The organism is Bradyrhizobium sp. SZCCHNR1002 (genome assembly GCF_032381435.1).
Taxonomy (GTDB): domain Bacteria; phylum Pseudomonadota; class Alphaproteobacteria; order Rhizobiales; family Xanthobacteraceae; genus Bradyrhizobium; species Bradyrhizobium aeschynomenes.
Map to the genome: position 1 here is coordinate 659,737 of NZ_JAUHIS010000003.1, position 15,478 is coordinate 675,214.

Annotated in this window: 15 protein-coding genes; 8 read left to right on the forward strand and 7 right to left on the reverse strand. The window is 67.5% G+C overall.

Features of this window, described 5'->3' with window-relative positions:
* Positions 1 to 10 precede the first annotated feature (10 nt).
* Positions 11 to 1,039 (reverse strand): hypothetical protein, encoded by a 1,029-nt coding sequence (locus QX108_RS19320; RefSeq protein WP_315787214.1) that lies wholly within the window; start codon positions 1,037 to 1,039, stop codon positions 11 to 13.
* Between the two features lie 28 nt (positions 1,040 to 1,067).
* Entirely contained in the window at positions 1,068 to 1,259 is a 192-nt protein-coding gene (locus QX108_RS19325) for a hypothetical protein (RefSeq protein ID WP_315787215.1), read from the reverse strand.
* 124 nt (positions 1,260 to 1,383) lie between these two features.
* Here QX108_RS19325 and QX108_RS19330 point away from each other — a divergent pair, with 124 nt between their 5' ends.
* From QX108_RS19330 to QX108_RS19340, 3 genes are all read left to right on the forward strand, one after another.
* A complete protein-coding gene (locus QX108_RS19330) occupies positions 1,384 to 1,881 on the forward strand; it encodes a YchJ family protein (RefSeq protein ID WP_315787216.1) in 498 nt (165 codons plus the stop codon).
* Positions 1,882 to 2,490: 609 nt separating this feature from the next.
* Positions 2,491 to 3,999 (forward strand): bifunctional class I SAM-dependent methyltransferase/glycosyltransferase family 2 protein, encoded by a 1,509-nt coding sequence (locus QX108_RS19335; protein WP_315787217.1) that lies wholly within the window; start codon positions 2,491 to 2,493, stop codon positions 3,997 to 3,999.
* Between the two features lie 282 nt (positions 4,000 to 4,281).
* A complete protein-coding gene (locus tag QX108_RS19340; protein WP_315787218.1) occupies positions 4,282 to 5,880 on the forward strand; it encodes a hypothetical protein in 1,599 nt (532 codons plus the stop codon).
* Here the strand turns inward: QX108_RS19340 and QX108_RS19345 are convergent.
* The 4 genes from QX108_RS19345 to QX108_RS19360 are packed head-to-tail and all read right to left on the reverse strand — an operon-like array spanning position 5,820 to position 8,384.
* Positions 5,820 to 6,350, reverse strand: a complete 531-nt coding sequence (locus QX108_RS19345; protein WP_409998532.1) for a DoxX family protein — start codon at positions 6,348 to 6,350, stop codon at positions 5,820 to 5,822. The two genes, QX108_RS19340 and QX108_RS19345, sit on opposite strands and share 61 nt — an antisense overlap.
* Positions 6,350 to 7,132, reverse strand: coding sequence for a DNA-binding domain-containing protein (locus QX108_RS19350; protein ID WP_315787219.1), 783 nt, complete (start codon positions 7,130 to 7,132; stop codon positions 6,350 to 6,352). The genes QX108_RS19345 and QX108_RS19350 overlap by 1 nt, the downstream gene beginning before the upstream one ends.
* A complete protein-coding gene (locus tag QX108_RS19355; RefSeq protein WP_315787220.1) occupies positions 7,119 to 8,039 on the reverse strand; it encodes a DUF692 domain-containing protein in 921 nt (306 codons plus the stop codon). Before QX108_RS19355 ends, QX108_RS19350 begins: the two co-directional genes overlap by 14 nt.
* 39 nt (positions 8,040 to 8,078) lie before the next feature.
* On the reverse strand, positions 8,079 to 8,384 hold the full coding sequence (locus QX108_RS19360) for a DUF2282 domain-containing protein (RefSeq protein WP_315723689.1): 306 nt from the start codon (positions 8,382 to 8,384) through the stop codon (positions 8,079 to 8,081).
* Positions 8,385 to 8,669: 285 nt separating this feature from the next.
* On the opposite strand from QX108_RS19360, the gene QX108_RS19365 reads away from it, so the two are divergent.
* Positions 8,670 to 10,760 carry an adenylate/guanylate cyclase domain-containing protein gene (locus QX108_RS19365; protein WP_315787308.1) on the forward strand — a complete coding sequence of 697 codons (2,091 nt, stop codon included), beginning with the start codon at positions 8,670 to 8,672 and terminating at the stop codon, positions 10,758 to 10,760.
* Between the two features lie 9 nt (positions 10,761 to 10,769).
* Here the strand turns inward: QX108_RS19365 and QX108_RS19370 are convergent, their stop codons facing one another.
* The gene (locus QX108_RS19370; RefSeq protein WP_315787221.1) at positions 10,770 to 11,510 is read right to left on the reverse strand and encodes a GntR family transcriptional regulator; all 741 of its coding nucleotides are present in this window, start codon (positions 11,508 to 11,510) and stop codon (positions 10,770 to 10,772) included.
* Positions 11,511 to 11,706: 196 nt separating this feature from the next.
* Between QX108_RS19370 and QX108_RS19375 the strand changes: the two genes are divergently transcribed.
* Genes QX108_RS19375 through QX108_RS19390 form a run of 4 tightly spaced genes read left to right on the forward strand, consistent with a single transcriptional unit; the run spans position 11,707 to position 15,474 of the window.
* Positions 11,707 to 12,741, forward strand: a complete 1,035-nt coding sequence (locus QX108_RS19375; RefSeq protein ID WP_315787222.1) for an extracellular solute-binding protein — start codon at positions 11,707 to 11,709, stop codon at positions 12,739 to 12,741.
* On the forward strand, positions 12,738 to 13,814 hold the full coding sequence (locus tag QX108_RS19380; protein ID WP_315787223.1) for an ABC transporter ATP-binding protein: 1,077 nt from the start codon (positions 12,738 to 12,740) through the stop codon (positions 13,812 to 13,814). The genes QX108_RS19375 and QX108_RS19380 overlap by 4 nt, the downstream gene beginning before the upstream one ends.
* Positions 13,811 to 14,677, forward strand: a complete 867-nt coding sequence (locus QX108_RS19385) for an ABC transporter permease (protein WP_315787224.1) — start codon at positions 13,811 to 13,813, stop codon at positions 14,675 to 14,677. The genes QX108_RS19380 and QX108_RS19385 overlap by 4 nt, the downstream gene beginning before the upstream one ends.
* Complete coding sequence (locus QX108_RS19390) at positions 14,677 to 15,474, forward strand: ABC transporter permease (RefSeq protein WP_315787225.1); 798 nt, start codon at positions 14,677 to 14,679, stop codon at positions 15,472 to 15,474. Before QX108_RS19385 ends, QX108_RS19390 begins: the two co-directional genes overlap by 1 nt.
* Positions 15,475 to 15,478: the final 4 nt, after the last annotated feature.

Below are 15,478 nucleotides of genomic sequence, written 5' to 3' on the forward strand. Positions count from 1 at the left end.
CGAGTGACATTCAGCGCGGCACCAGCATGGGTGTGCTGCCGCTCACCGAGAAGCGCCGGTTGGCGGAGGTCAGCAGCAACGCAAGTCCGGGAATGTCGAAGCTCACCGCAACGTCATTAACCGGCTTGAAGTTTGGGAGTGGAATCTGGCGCACCAGATCGCCCTGGCTAATCCTGTACAGGCCATCGTGCCCGACAGCGAGGAGATCCGAACCCGCCTGCTGCAGTCCGAAAAATGCCGTCTCCTGATCGAACCAATCCGTCGCCGTCTGCCCGTCAGGTGTCTGATAGGTGTGGGCCGGGATGACGTGCGTAAAGAGCTGGCGCAACGAGCTGTCGCACACTTCGACAATGCGTCCGTGCGCGGCCATATGGATCAGCCCGACCGCGACGGCGATGCAATGCGGCTTCCACGGAATGATGGCGATGCCGTTGACCGGATCGCACTCGGGGTTCAGCTTGCCGCCGCACAGGTCGCCCTCGACATCGTCGATATCGGAGACGATCCCGGTGATCCGATCGATCCGCTGTAGCCCGCCGCCCCATTCTCCGGCGTTGTAGCCGACGAACACATGTTTCGCCGTGAGGAGGACGCTGGCGGCCGGCGATCTCCGCAACGGCTTTTTGCGTTCCAGCGTTTGGTTGGAGGGAGGCATGAGGGGAGCCGCCTCCCATGGCATGCCTTCGGTGAGATCAATGGTCCTGCCGTCTTCCAGCAGCATGATGGCTCCGCCGAACCCGAAATGCTTGCCCTCGTTGAGCGGCCTTGGGGCGGCGCGCGACGACGTGGACGACGATGTAAGTGCCGTCTCCGCTAGTTCACCGCCGGTGAGGTCGATCATCCTGCTGTCTGTCAGGAAGAGGGTGGACGTCGCGGCCACGAACTTCTCGCCCTTCGTTGCGATATTGGCCACCGTTCCCCAGCCGTCGCCATCCCGTCGGCGCACCGTCCATCGCTCCACGGAGGTCCACGGCGCGCAGAACTCCTGCGGGCAAGTCACGATTGCCGCTCGTCCATCCTGGACGAACAACTCGATCACCGGCTCCGGCGTAGCAACGTCGCTTCGTTCACCGCCCTCCGGCATGCTCGACAGCCCGGCCGCCGGTATCGAGCAGCCAGAGCCGTCCCTGCGCAAACACGGCGCGCTGAATGGACGAACTCCGATCGAGTCCCGGCTGCCCGACGGCGACGCCGTAACCGGCGTGCATGGCGACCAGCGCGACAACGATCGAGACGAGCCGCACGACCATCATCCTCACGTTCCGAGCCTCCAAGCTGAATGGGCTTCGTTTCGTTACAACCACCGTCATTCCTGGCCAAGGCCGCAGGCCAGCCGTCGCCGTCAGATTTCATCAACCCAGAAAAGGGTGCTAGCGTCATTTCATGCCATGTCCCTGCGGCTCAGGCCTTCCCTTCGACCGCTGCTGCGGTCCCTATCTCAGTGGCGATGCGCTGCCGCCGACCGCCGAGGCTTTGATGCGCTCGCGCTACACAGCCTATACGCGCGGCGACATCGGCTACATCGCAGCGACGCTCGCGGCCGACCAGCGTCGCGCGTTCGATGCCGTCGCGGCAAAGAACTGGGCGACGCGTGCGACCTGGCTTTCCCTGCGCGTCGTCTCGACGACGCACGGCGGGGCTGACGACGCCGACGGCGTCGTCAGCTTCGTCGCCACCTATCGCGAGGGCGGCAGGACGATCGAGCACCACGAGGTCTCGCAGTTCCGCCGCGACGATGACGGCGCCTGGCGCTTCGTCTCGGGCGACACGCGCGCCGCGGTCACGGAGCAGAAGCGGGCGGCCGGCACGGCCAAGATCGGACGCAACGATCCCTGCCCCTGCGGCAGCGGCAAGAAATTCAAGTTCTGCTGCGGGCGGTGAGCCATTCGGAATGAACGAAATTTCTGTTGCTATTTTTCAGAAATCATGGTTTGATCCGCGCATCCCGTCCTCATGCAGAGGGACGTACGCGTCGTCACGATACGTAGAGGCGGGGAGCGGTGGCCGCGGGCCTGTCAGGTGCTTTTGGCGCTGGACGATTGGCAGCTCGCGGACGTTCAAGCCGTGTGGTCCTGGCGCCCCGACGCTGGCGCCAAGTCGGTGTGACATGACGTGTCGTACTGACGACGGGGGCAAACAAGCCGGTCCCCGGGGAGAGCTCGGAGCAGACGTTAAACCCATCGCGCAGGGAGGGCCGGGTCTGTCCGGCTGAACCTGTGGTACCTGCCGCCTGCATTTTTTTGAGCAGGCGGGCCACGGGCCTCAGTCGAGGTCCGGCCTTCCCTGCGCCCTCGCATTTGAGAGCGCGAACGACTCGCAAAGCTCGGGCGCGAATGCGCCGCGTGGACGATTGCGGCCGCCTGTTTCGCTTCGTGGCTGGATGGATCATGCCGTCGCATGCGCCGGGCGCAGCGCGTCTTGGCCCAGCCTTGACTCCGCCCAACCCGGCTGGCCTTAGAGAGGCGGGAAAAATCACGAGGACGGTATCAGGTGGCGGAGTTGGACGGTCAGGTCTTGCAGGACGAGCACGAGCGGCCCCCGGCCGCGGCAATCGCGACGCCTGCGCCGCAGGCGCTCTCTCCGCGGAAGGCGGCGATCCTCGATCACGTCAACCGCTTTGCCGCCGAACGCGCCGGCTGGCGCGACAAGGCGTCCTTCTTCCACGGCGAGGACGAGTGCTATCTGCGCTTCCTGATTCCGCCCGGCAGCCGCGTGCTGGAGATCGGCTGCGGCCTCGGCGACACCTTGGCGTCGCTCCAGCCCTCCTATGGCGTCGGCATCGATTTCAGCGAGGCCCAGATTGCGCTCGCCCGCACCCGCCATCCGAACCTCACCTTCGTCGCCGGCGATGCCGAGGACCCGGCGACGCTGGCCGCCGTCACCGGCCCGTTCGACGTCATCCTGGTGCTCGACACGATCGGTTCGCTCGACGATTGCCAGCAGTTCATCGAGCAGTTGCACCCCTTGTGCACGCGCGAGACCCGGCTCGTGATCGGCTATTTCTCGCATCTCTGGTATCCGCTGCTGAAGGCGGCCGAGGCGATGGGCCTGCGCATGCCGCAGCCCGAGCAGAACGTGCTGTCGCCGGCCGACCTGCGCAACCTCGCGCAGCTTGCGGATTTCGATCCGGTGAAATCCGAGCAGCGCGTGCTGTCGCCGCTGCGGCTCTATGGCCTGGGCCGCTTCGCCAACCGCTTCCTCAGCGTGCTGCCGGGCCTGCGCGCGTTGTCGCTGCGGCATTACCTCGTGGCGCGGTCGATGCGCTGCGTCTCCGACGACGTCCGCTCGGCCACGGTCGTCATCCCCGCCCGCAACGAGCGCGGCAACATCGAGCCGGCGGTGCAGCGCATCGCCGAGTTCTGCAACGACATCGAGATCATCTTCATCGAGGGCCACAGCAAGGACGGCACCTATGAGGAGATGGAGCGGGTCCGTGCGGCCTTCCCGGATCAAGACATCAAGCTGATGCGCCAGCCCGGCAAGGGCAAGGCCGACGCGGTGTTCACCGCCTTCGACGCCGCCCGCGGCGACGTGCTGATGATCCTCGACGCCGACCTCACCATGCCGCCGGAGCAGCTGCCGAAGTTCTTCGAGGCGCTGCGCTCGGGCAAGGGCGAGTTCATCAATGGCTCGCGCCTGGTCTATCCGATGGACGAGGGCGCAATGCGCTTCCTCAATCTAATCGCCAACAAGACCTTCTCCTACCTGTTCTCCTGGCTGCTCAACCAGCGCTACACGGATACGCTGTGCGGCACCAAGGTGCTCCGCCGCAGCGACTATCTCAGGCTCAAGGCCGGCAAGGCCTATTTCGGCGATTTCGATCCGTTCGGCGATTTCGACCTGATCTTCGGCGCCTCCAAATTGAACCTGAAGACCATCGACCTGCCGATCCGCTACGCCGCGCGCAGCTATGGCGAGACCCAGATCTCCCGCTTCCGCCACGGCTGGATGCTGCTGAAGATGGTCGTGTTCGCGTTCTTCAAGATCAAGGCGATCTGAGGATGGTGGATGCCGAACGGACGGGACCATCGAAGTTGAGCGCGCGATGGCCTCTGACGAATGGCGCCATCGCGGTACGAGCGTCTGCGAGTGCCTTGCTCCGTCATGCCCGGGCTTGTCCCGGGCATCCACGTCGTTCCGCGGGCGCAGGACAACGTGGATGGCCGGGACAAGCCCGGCCATGACGACGTGGAAACGGGTGGCCACGATACGTAAAGCGCTCTGTGCGGTCGCGCCGCAAGCGGGGCGAGAGGGCAGCCGCACAGTTGGCGGGACTCAGGTGTGACCAGGGATGGCGACCCGCTCGATCGTCTGACGCCGTTCGGCTGGCGCGGCGGCATCCTGGTGACGCTGCTGCTCTCGCTCGTCTCGTTCGTCGCCGCCGGCTATTTCACCGTCTATTGGCGCAACGCCGACATGGACTTCATGGTGATCTACAACGCGCTCGTCATGAATGACGGCGGCGCGCAGGCGTTCTTCGATCATCCGGCCTATCTCACCATCCTTTCGGTCAAGGCCTGGTTTGCGCAGCTGCACCGCGCAGGCCTGCTCGACGCCTGGACGCTCTCGGCGATTCCGGCTGCCTCGGATCGCGCCGCGTTCGACGCCGCGATGACGTCAGCGGTTCATGCCGGGCGTGTCGCCGCGCTGCTCACCGCATCCGGCGTCATCCTCGCTTTCGCCTTGCTGGCGCGCCGGCTGGTGTCCGACTGGCGGATCGCCATGCTGGCCGTCACCGCCTTCGCGTTCTCCGGCGGCGTGCAGATGCATCTGCGCATCCTGCGCAGCGAGATGATCGCGGCGTCGTTCTGCATCCTCGCCTTGATGCTTCTGATCGTCGCGGCACGCCGCGCCAGCCTCGCGCGTCCGCTCGCCGTCGGCGCCGCCGCGCTGCTCTGCATGCTCGGGCTCACGAACAAGGTCCACGCCATCCTGCTGATCGCGGCGATCCCGGTGCTGGTGCTGCCATTCGGATCGGAGGCGAGCGCAAGCGTGGCGTTCTGGCGAGGCTCGCGTGCGTGGGCGGCCGTCCTGGTGGCCGCCATCGCCGCGCTGGTTGCGGCGATCCCCGCCTGGCCGCTGCTCGCCGCCGGCTTTGACCCGGCCAATGCGACGGCCGCCGGCCTCAAGCCGCTGCTGCTCGGACGCTTCGGGGTCTATCAGCTCACGCTGCTCGGCGTCATCGCCGCCTGCATGGTCGCCTTCGCGCGGTTGTGGCGGGTCAGCGCGGTCGAGACGGTCGCTGCGCTGCTGGCCGCCATCGCCGGCGCTGCCCTGGGCCTGCTCGCCCTCGATCTGAGCTACGACATCAACGACGTCGTGGTCGTGCTCAATCCGCTGGAGAAGATGATCACCTATGTCGACGCGCCGCAGGAGGCCGGCAGTCTCGGGGGCGCCGTCGGCCTGCTGCTGTCGGGCGTCGTCGGGGTGATCAGGCGCTACACGTTCATCCTGCAATCGTCGGCACGGCCGACCGTGTTCCTGACCTGGCTGATCATCCCCGGCATCGTCGTCGCCGTCAGGCGCGGCGAGCGGCAAGCCGCCGTTCAGGCCACGCTGCTGCTGCTGGCCGCCATCGGCATCGACGCGCTCGGCGTCCGCCGCGGCCTGAAGGTCGAGTACTTCGTCTTCACCGATCCGCTGATCATCCTCGCCGGCATCGTCCTGCTCGACCGGCTCGCCGATCTCAGCGCCTCTCGCTTCGCCTATCCGATCGGCGTCACGCTGCTGGTGCTGCATGTCGGCATCAGCCAGGCCGAGCCGGTCAAGATGGCGCTGAAGCGCAAAGGACCCGAGGAGATCTGCGAGTGGAACGGCTACTACATGCCGCGGCTGGCGCTGCCCTGGTGCGCGCCGCCGAACAGCCCGCCGAGGACGTAATCGAGCGACAGCCTGCCACCGCCATGGGCGATCAGCGTCAGCGCCATCGCCGCCCAGGTCAGATGGATCGGCCAGCCATCGGGCACGGTGAGCTCGACGATGCAGGTCATGACCAACAGACCGAGCGCCGCGAAGCGGGTGCCGAGGCCGAGAATGAGGAGGACCGGCAAGGCGACCTCGCCGCAGCCCGACAGGAACGCCATGACCGTCGGCATGGGGAAGTGATACGGCCCGCCGGGCAGATGCAGCATGAACTCGTCGCTGAACAGCGTCACCGCGGTGTCGCTCAGCTTGAGAAAGCCATCCCACTTGAGGATGCCGGAGCGCCAGAACGGCACCGCGAGCGCGACCCGCGTGACGAACTGGACGAAGGTCAGTGGCGTCGCCGCCTGCAGCAGGCGCACCGCCCTGTCGGCCAGGGCAGGCAGCGACAGCGTCGGGCTCGGCGCCATGGAGTGATCCGTCGTCATCATGCGTCCTCGAAACAGATGTTCGTGAAGGCGCCGGCCTCGATCAGCCCGGCAATGTTGGTCGCGAGATCGAACTCCGGCGCCGCCTCGAACGCAGCTTCCGCCGCCGCGCCGAGCGGCTGCTGCGCGATCAGCAGACTTGTGAAGATCGCGCCGCCCGGCGGCAGATGGCGTACGGCGACGTCGAGCGCGGGCCGCGTGATCAGCGCATCCTCCGGGACCGAGCCGTCAATGCGCGGCACCGGGGCATCGCTGCGGTTGGCCGAGAAGATCTTCACTGCCGCGAAATCAGAGCGCACGAGGCGGGTGGCGGGATGAGCGGCGAAGCGCAGCTCCGGCAGCCGCTCGGGCGGCACCGCCGCCAGCGCGGCACCGTCGAGCGGCACGGCGTCCGCCGCGTGATAGGCGTCGAGCCAGGCCCGCTCGATCCGCGCCACGTCCGGGAGAAACGGCATCGCCTCGGCGTGCTCGTAGCGCCCGACGAAGCAGGGGAAATCGCGACCATAGTCGAACAGCAGCGGCGATGTCGGCGGCGTCTCGCGCACATGCGCCCGCGCCATCGCGCGGAAGAAGTCGGGCCCGGTGATGCGCTGCACCGCGGGATAGATCGCAATCAGCGCCTCGATCAGGCTGACCGTGACGTTGTTGCGGTAGACATTGAACCGCCGCCCGGCGGCCTTGGCCCCGGGGCCCATGACGGCAACGGGCGTCGCGCCATCCGGCGTCAGCAGCGCCGCAGCGAACTGGGCTGCGTAGCCGGAGGCCTGCTCAGGCTGCAGCATCGCGCACCTCCTGCGAGCAGTCCCGTGCGTGGTCATCGAGGATCGTCTGCGCTGCCGCGGCCTCTGCCTTCAGCACCGGCCAGTCCGGAATGTTGCCGTCCCATTCGATCAGCGTCGGCACCGGACCGTTGCGCGCGATCACGCTGGCGAACAGAGCCCACACATCATAGGCGACGGGGCCGTCATGGCTGTCGATCAGCAGCGGCGCGCCTTCATCGTCGGCCTGCACGGCGTGACCGGCGAGATGAATCTCGCCGACGGCGGCCAGCGGGAAGTCCGCCAGATAGTCCTGCGGTGAGAAGCCATGATTGATCGCGGACACGAACACGTTGCTGACGTCGAGCAAAAGCCCGCAGCCGCTGCGGCGGACGATGGCGCGGATGAAATCGGTCTCGCTCATCGTCGACTCGTGAAAGGCCACGTAGGTCGACGGGTTTTCCAGCAGGATCGGCCGGCGGATCGCGCTCTGGACCTCGTCGATATGGTCGCAGACCCGTGCCAGCGTGGCGGCCGTGTAGGGCAATGGCAGCAGGTCGTTGAAGAACGTCGTCTCGTGCGTCGACCAGGCCAGATGCTCGGACACCAGGCTCGGCTGATAGCGGGCGACGAGCTTGCGGAAGCGCGCGAGGTGCTCGCGATCGAGCGGCTGCGGACCGCCGATCGACATGCAGACGCCGTGGATCGACAGCGGATGATCCCTGCGGATCGCCTCCAGCTGATGGTGCGGCGGTCCGCCGGCGCCCATGTAGTTCTCGGCATGCACCTCGAAGAAGCCGCGCTGCGGCGCCTCGGCGAGGATCGCCGTCAGGTGCGACGGCTTGAAGCTGGTGCCGGCGACGCCGCCGAGGGGCGGCGGAAAGCGAAGCGGCAGGGGCGGGCACGGTGCAGGGGGGGCATCGTTGCGCATGCTGCGTCTCCGCTTTCCGCTTGGGGTGAACGAGGTCGATTAGATCGGCTTCAGCGAGCCCTTCTTGCCGCCGGGCACGTCGATGCTGGTGCAGGTGCCGCCGGCAACGAACTTCCAGGCGTTGCCCTGATAGTCGGTGGTCGAGGTGCCCTGGCAGGTGGTGCCGGGGCCGGCGGCGCAATCGTTCTGGCCCTTCAGCGCAACGCCGAAGCACTTCTCCTTCTTGGCGGCCATGGCGGCATCGACCTGCTCCTTGGTCAGCGGGCCGGCCATGGCCAGGCTGGCGAGCGCGGTCGTGACGGCACCGGCGAGCGCCAGCGTGGTGACGGTTTTCTTGGCGGACATGACATTCCCTCTCGTGTTCTGCATCGCTCGCTTGGCGACGCGCTTCTCTCTTTCGCCCGCGGCCACGAGAACGTTACGTGGCGGCTCCGCTCACGAGTCCGTGAGCGGTATTGCGTGCTCCAGAGCCGTCTCCATTCGAGCGCAGGCCTGCTCGGCGAGCCAATGCTTTGCAGGCATCGTCGGCTTAGCCAGCCGGCATTTGCCGCTGATGCGGTTGGGGCGCAGCCTGCCGATGTTGTGGTGCGGACCTCGGCACCCCGGTCCGACGGAGATCGACCTGCGATGATGGGCAGCCCAGACGGCTCGGTACCGGGCGATGCAGGCGCCGGCGAGCGGCTGACCGTCAGCATTCGCTTTGCGGTCTCGGCGCTCGTGCTGACCGCGATCCTGTTGACCGCCTTTGCTTCGAGCCTGCTGTGGTGGCGGACGTCCGAGGCGATCAGCCGTCAGCTCGCCAGCACCATCAATGCGCAGATCGCGGGCGCGGTGCGCAAGGAGGTGACCGCCATCGTCGGCGAGGCGCGCGCCGCGCACACTGCCATCCGCACGCTGTTCCTGCAGAACGTGCTCGACACCCGCGAAGCCGACAAGCGCGAGTTCGTGTTCCTGTCGCAGCTGCAGTCGCAGGCGACGATCTCATGGGCGGCGTTCGGCTGGCCGGACGGCTCGTTCTTTGCGGCGCATAAGCTCGGTGACCAGCGTCTGGAGATGATGGAGATCTCGCTCACCGATCACCCCGGCCAGCGCCGCGTCGACGACTACGACGTCGTGCCCGGCGACATCGAGTTCGCGGCTCGTCGCTTCGAGCCGACCCACTTCAAGGTTGCCGACCAGCCCTGGTTCAAGGAGAGCCTTGCTGCCGACGAGCCGCGCTGGTTCAGCGTCGATGTGCATCCCGGCGGTGACCGTCCTGCCATCGCGCTGGCCGGGCCGATCGACGTCTATCAGGAGCGGCAGGGCGTGCTCGCCATCATCATCGAGCACGCGCGCATCGCCCGTTTCCTCGCGCAGCTCCATGTCGGCAGCACCGGCAGTGCCTTCATTCTCGAGCGCGACGGCCGCGTCGTTGCTGCGCCGGACGAGCGCGCGGACGAGGTCAATGCCGGGCAGGTCCGCCAGCCGCTGCTGCCGGTGGCGCAGCAGGCGATGCGGCTCTCGCCGGGAGGTGACGAGGCCTGGCGCGGGCGCGTGCAATCGGGCGATGACGCCTTCGAGGTGGCGCGCACGGCGCTGCCGTTTCCCGGCTGGTCGCTCGTCACGGTGATTCCGGAAGCGGAGTTTCTCGGCCCGGTCGACGCGGCGCTCAGGCGCGTCATCATCGGTCTCGGCATCGGCGCCGTGCTCGCGGCCCTGGTTTCCGCCGCGCTGGCGCGCGCGGTGATCGCAGCGCCGCTCGGGCGCGTGGTGGCCGAGCTGCGTCACGTCGAGGCCTTCGCGCTCGAGCAGGTGCGCCGTCATCCTTCACGGCTGCGCGAGATCGCCAGCCTGTCCGGCGCCATTCACGACATGGCCGGCGGCCTGTCGTCATTCGGAAAATTCATCCCGGCGGATCTCGTTCGGCAATTGCTGCGGCAGGGCGTCGATGCCAAGCCGGGCGGCCATGTCCAGGAGCTCAGCGTGATGTTCATCGACATCGCCGGCTTCACCGGTCTGTCGGAGCGCATGGGCGACCGCGTCGTGCCGTTGCTGTCGCGCTATCTCGATGTGATCTCGACCGTGATCGTCGATTATGGCGGCACCATCGACAAGTTCATCGGCGATGCCGTGATGGCGTTCTGGGGTGCGCCGGCGGCGCAGCCGGATCATGCAGCGCTGTGCTGCCGCGCCGCGCTGGCCTGCCGTGCCGCCGTCGCGGCCAGCGGCCTGTGCGACGATGACGGCCGGCCGCTGGCGATCCGCATCGGCATCAACTCCGGCGCCATGCTGGTCGGCAACATCGGCTCGGAGCTGCGCCTCAACTATACGGTGATCGGCGACGCCGTGAACGTGGCGAGCAGGCTGGAGGGCGCCAACAAGACCTACGGCACCGCCATCCTGATCGGCGAGGGCACCGCGCGGCTCGCAGGCGCGGGGTTTCTCACCCGCGAGATCGACCGCATCGCCGTCTATGGCCGCGAGGAGGGGCTGCGGGTCCATGAGCTGATCGGGCTCGCGCCGGATGCATCAGCAGACATGCGCTGGATCGCGCATTATGCGCGCGGATTGCAGGACTACCGCGCGCAGGACTTCGCGGCGGCCATTGCGGCCTTCGAGGCCGTTCTCGCCTTCAGGCCAGGCGATCGCGCCGCACAGCTCATGATCGCGCGCTGCCGGACGCTGTCGCAGACGAGGCCGGGTCAGGGTTGGCGGGCGGTGACGGCACTCACGACCAAATGAGACCCTCCGTCATGATCCGGCCGACCGCACCTTGCCGCGCAGCCGCCGCTCCGCAAACACGGCGGCGAGATCCTCGGTCGGCGTCGATCCCTCCGCATCGAGCCGCAGCCGGCCTTCGACATGCAGGAAGTGCTCGCGTGACACCGCGATGGCGCGCAAGAGGTCGCGATCGCGCAGCGCCGCGACGATCGCGCCGTGCTCGTCGACCGCGCAGATCGACTGCGCCGCCGGCTCGTAGACCGAGACCATCACCGAGGAGCGGCTCAGCAGGTCGCCGAGCATGCGCGACAATTCGGGATTGCCGAGCGCTTCGACGAGATGGACGTGGAAGGCGCCGGACAATCTGACAGAGGCGGCGCGATCGCCGCGCTGGGCGGCCGCGCGCTCTTCCGCGAGATGCGCATCGAGCCGGGCGAGCAGGAGATCATCGACCCGCAGCACCAGCTGGCTGAGCACACCGGCCTCGAGCACGCGATGCGCCTCATAGACCCGCCTGACGTCATCGAGCGTCGGCCGCGGCACCCGGGCGCCGCGGTTCGGGATCATCTCCAGCCGTCGCTCCGCGCCGAGGCGGTGAAGAACTTTCCGGATACGCTCGCGCGAGACGCCGAAGATCGCGGCGAGCGGCGTCTCCGCCAGCTTGGTGCCGGCCTTGAGCTTGCCCTCCAGCAGCGCGCGCAGGATGGCCTGGTACACCGCCTCGTCCTCGGCGGGATTGGCCTTCCCGATTCGCTGCGCTCGCATCGCCATGGCGAACTGCTAGGCCCAAAGGCGCGGCACGTCACCTCCAAAAAATGTGCACATTCTGCCTGTCGCCGGGGCCGGCATGTCGGGCACGACTGCCCCAAGAGACTGAGATATCACATCAAAGTAAAAATGTGCACATTTGGCACGGCGCTTGCTGATCCCTGTTGCCTGCCCTCGACAGCACACACGGGATCTCCTCATGAATGCCTTCTCCCGACGCAGCCTTCTGAAGACTGGTGCGGCCTTCGCCGCCACCTTCGCCGCACCCTCCCTGGTGCGCGCCGCCCCGAAAGAGATCGTGATTGGCGGCCCCGCCGGCGCCGCCAAATATTTCAACACCGACCTGTTCCCGGTGCTGGAGAAGAAGCTCGACTGCAAGGTGCTGTACGAGGGCACCAACTCGCTGACCAATTTGCAGAAGATGCAGGCCGACAAGGCGAGCCCGAAAATCTCGGTCGTGATCATGGACGATCCGGTGATGCTGCCGGCGGCGGCCGAAGGGCTGATCACCAAGATGTCGTCCTCCAGCATTCCCAATCTCGGCAAACTGGTCGGCGACGCCGTGCACCAGGACGGCATGTGGGCCAACTACCAGAAGCCGTGGGCCGGCATTGCCTATTCCACCAAGCGCGTGAAAACGCCGCCGGTGAGCTGGGCAGAGCTGTGGGACGCGAAGTACGACTCCAAGATCGTCGTGCCGTCGCTGTCCAACACCGAAGGGTTCTGGACGCTCCTGGCGGCCGCGCATCTCGAGACCGGCAAGCCCTACAAGGAGGCGCAATACGACATCGACGCCGGCTTCAAGAAGATGAAGAGCCTGAAGGCCAATCTGCTGAACGTCTATACCAACGCGCCGCAGGCCATCAACTTGCTGGAGCAGGGCGAGGCCTGGATGATCGGCGGTCAGTTCTCGGCCTACACCTTGATCCGGAAGGCGGATGGTTCGCCGGTCGATCTCGCCATTCCGAAGGACGGCGGCTTCTCGATGCCGTCGGGCATTGCCAAGGTGACGGGCGCTCCGGCCGGCGATCTCGCCGACGCCGTGATCGACTTCTATCTCAGCCCGGAGGCGCAGAGCATCCTCGCCAAGACGGCCTTCATCGCCCCGACCAACCAGGCAACGCCGCTTCCCGCCGGCTATCCCGATCCCGCATCCTTGTTCGCGCCGGACTGGGCGTTCATCGCCAAGAACCGCGCCGGCTGGGTCGACCGCTGGAGCAAGGAGATGACATGAGCGCCGCGCCGCATCTCGTCATCAGCGGTGTCTCCAAGCGTTTCGGCGCCGCGACCGTGCTCGACCGTGTCGATCTGACGATCCGCCGCGGTGAGCTGGTCACCTTGCTCGGCCCCTCCGGCTGCGGCAAGACCACGCTGCTGCGCGCGATCGCAGGGCTCGCGCCGCCGGACGGCGGCACGATCGCGCTCGCCGGGCGCGACGTCACCCATATGCCGCCGCACCGGCGCAATGTCGGCGTCGTGTTCCAGAGCTACGCGCTGTTTCCGCATCTCACCGTCGCCGGCAATGTCGCGTTCGGGCTGAAGGTGCGCGGCACGCCGAAGGCCGAGATCGAGCGCGCGGTCGAGCGGGCGCTTTCGCTGGTCAAGCTCGGCCACCTCGGCGGCCGCCGCATCTCGGCGCTGTCGGGCGGCCAGCAGCAGCGCGTCGCGCTGGCGCGCGCCATTGCGGTCGAGCCGGACGTGCTGCTGTTCGACGAGGCGCTGTCGGCGCTCGATCGCAAGCTGCGCGAGGAGATGCAGGTCGAGCTGCGCCGCCTGCTGCAGGAGGTCAAGGCGACCGCGATCTTCGTGACGCATGACCAGGACGAGGCGCTGACGATGTCGGATCGCGTCGCGGTCATGAACAAGGGCCGCATCGAGCAGCTGGCCGCGCCGCGCGAGCTGTATGCCCGCCCGGCCAGCCTGTTCGCGCTCAACTTCGTCGGCCTGTCGACGCGTATCGCGGGACAGGTCGTCGGCGGTCAGGACGGCATGGTCGAGGTCGTGACGCCGGTCGGCCGCCTGTCGGCGCGCGGCGCATTCCAGCTTGGCGCGTCGGTGATCGTGGCGACACGGCCGGAGCAACTGCGTCTCGGTGCTGTCGATGGCGCGAACTCCGCGGCCGGCCGCGTGCGATCGGTCGTGTTCCAGGGCTCGCGGACTCTCGTCGATGTCGACGCCGGGGCCGGCGCCAGCTTGCTGGCCGAGCTGTCGGGCCGCGAGGCGGAGCTGCCGCGCGTGCATGACGAGGTCCGTTTCGCCTGGCCGGCGGCCGAGACCTTCGCCTTCGCCGCGGAGGCATCGCCATGACCGACGCCGTGCTGCCGGCGCCCGTCGTCAAGCCCGCGCCGGATCGCGAGCGGCTCGCCGCGTTCGGCTTCGTCACGCCCTCGTTGCTGATCATCGCGCTGGTCTTCGTGCTGCCGCTGGCGCTGCTGCTCGGCGTCAGCGTGCTCGACCCGAAGGGCGGCCTCACCGTTGCACATTATGTGCGGCTGCTCGGCACGCCCTATTATCTCGGCGTGATCTGGAATTCGCTGCGGCTCGGCCTGCTGACGACATTGATCGCCTTCCTCGTCTCCTATCCCGCGGCGTTCGCGCTCGCGCGTGCGCGCGGGCCGTTGCGCTCCATCCTGCTGGCGACGCTGTTCCTGCCGCTCGCCGCCTCGGTCATCGTCAAGGCGTTCGCCTGGACCATCCTGCTGCGCAGCGACGGCCTGATCAACACCGTGCTGATCGCGCTCGGGATCATCGAGGATCCGATCCGGATGATCTTCACCCAGACCGCGCTGATCGTCGGCGCGGTCAATATCTTCCTGCCGTTCATGGTGCTGCCGATCTACGCCGTGGTGGCGCAGCTCGACGGCCGCTACGCGGAGGCCGCGGCGACGCTCGGCGCCTCGCCGCTCGTCGTGTTTTTTCGCGTCATCCTGCCGCTGACCCTGCCCGGCATCATCGCCGGCGTCGCGCTGGTGTTCTCGCTCTCGGTCTCCGCCTATGTCGTGCCGACGCTTCTGATCGGCGAGAAATATCCGACGCTCGCCACCACCATTGCGAAAGCCTATCTGCTGGCGCGCGAGCCGGGCTTCGGCGCCGCCGCCGGCGTCGTGCTGCTCGCGATCGCGGTGATCGTCGTGGCGCTCAGCGCCATGCTGTCGCGGGAGCCGAAATGATGACGCGCACAGCCATCATCATCTGCTGGGTGCTCGCGATCGGTCTCGCGCTGTTTCTGCTGTTGCCGCTGGTCGTGATCGCCGCCGCCTCGTTCTCGCCGACGCCGGTGTTCGACCTGCCGCTTTCAGGCGCATCGACGCGCTGGTATGGCCGCATCGGACGGCTCGACGGCTTCTGGCCGTCGCTGTGGCTGTCGCTGCAGATCGCCGTGCTGTCCACTGCGCTGTCGCTGGTCGCCGGCACGCTCGCCGCCATCGCGATCGCCCGGGGCAGGCTGCCGGGCGCGACCGCACTCGGCACCCTGCTGGTGTCGCCGCTGATGATGCCCGGCCTCGTGCTCGGCATCGCGCTGCTACAGTACTTTCGCATGATCGGCTTCACCGCGACCTGGAGCGCGCTGCTCGTCGCGCATCTCGTAGTGACGCTTCCTTACGTCGCGCGCACCATGATCGCCGGCCTCTCGCGGTTCGACTTCACCCTGATCGAGGCCGCGCGCACGCTGGGCTGCACCTATGCCGGCAGCGTGCTGCGCGTGATGGTGCCGGCGCTGGCGCCGTCGTTCCTGATATCGGGCCTGTTCAGCCTGCTGGCCTCGTTCGACAACTATCCGGTCTCGATCTTCCTCACCGATGTCCGCTCCAAGACGCTGCCGATCCGCATGCTGCAATATATCGAGGAGGCGCCCGATCCGACGCTCGCCGCGCTCTCCACCCTCATTCTCGCCGGCACGCTCGTGCTGCTGCTGATCAGCGATCGCCTGGTCGGCCTGCACCGCATGGCCGGAACCGCGGATTGACCCG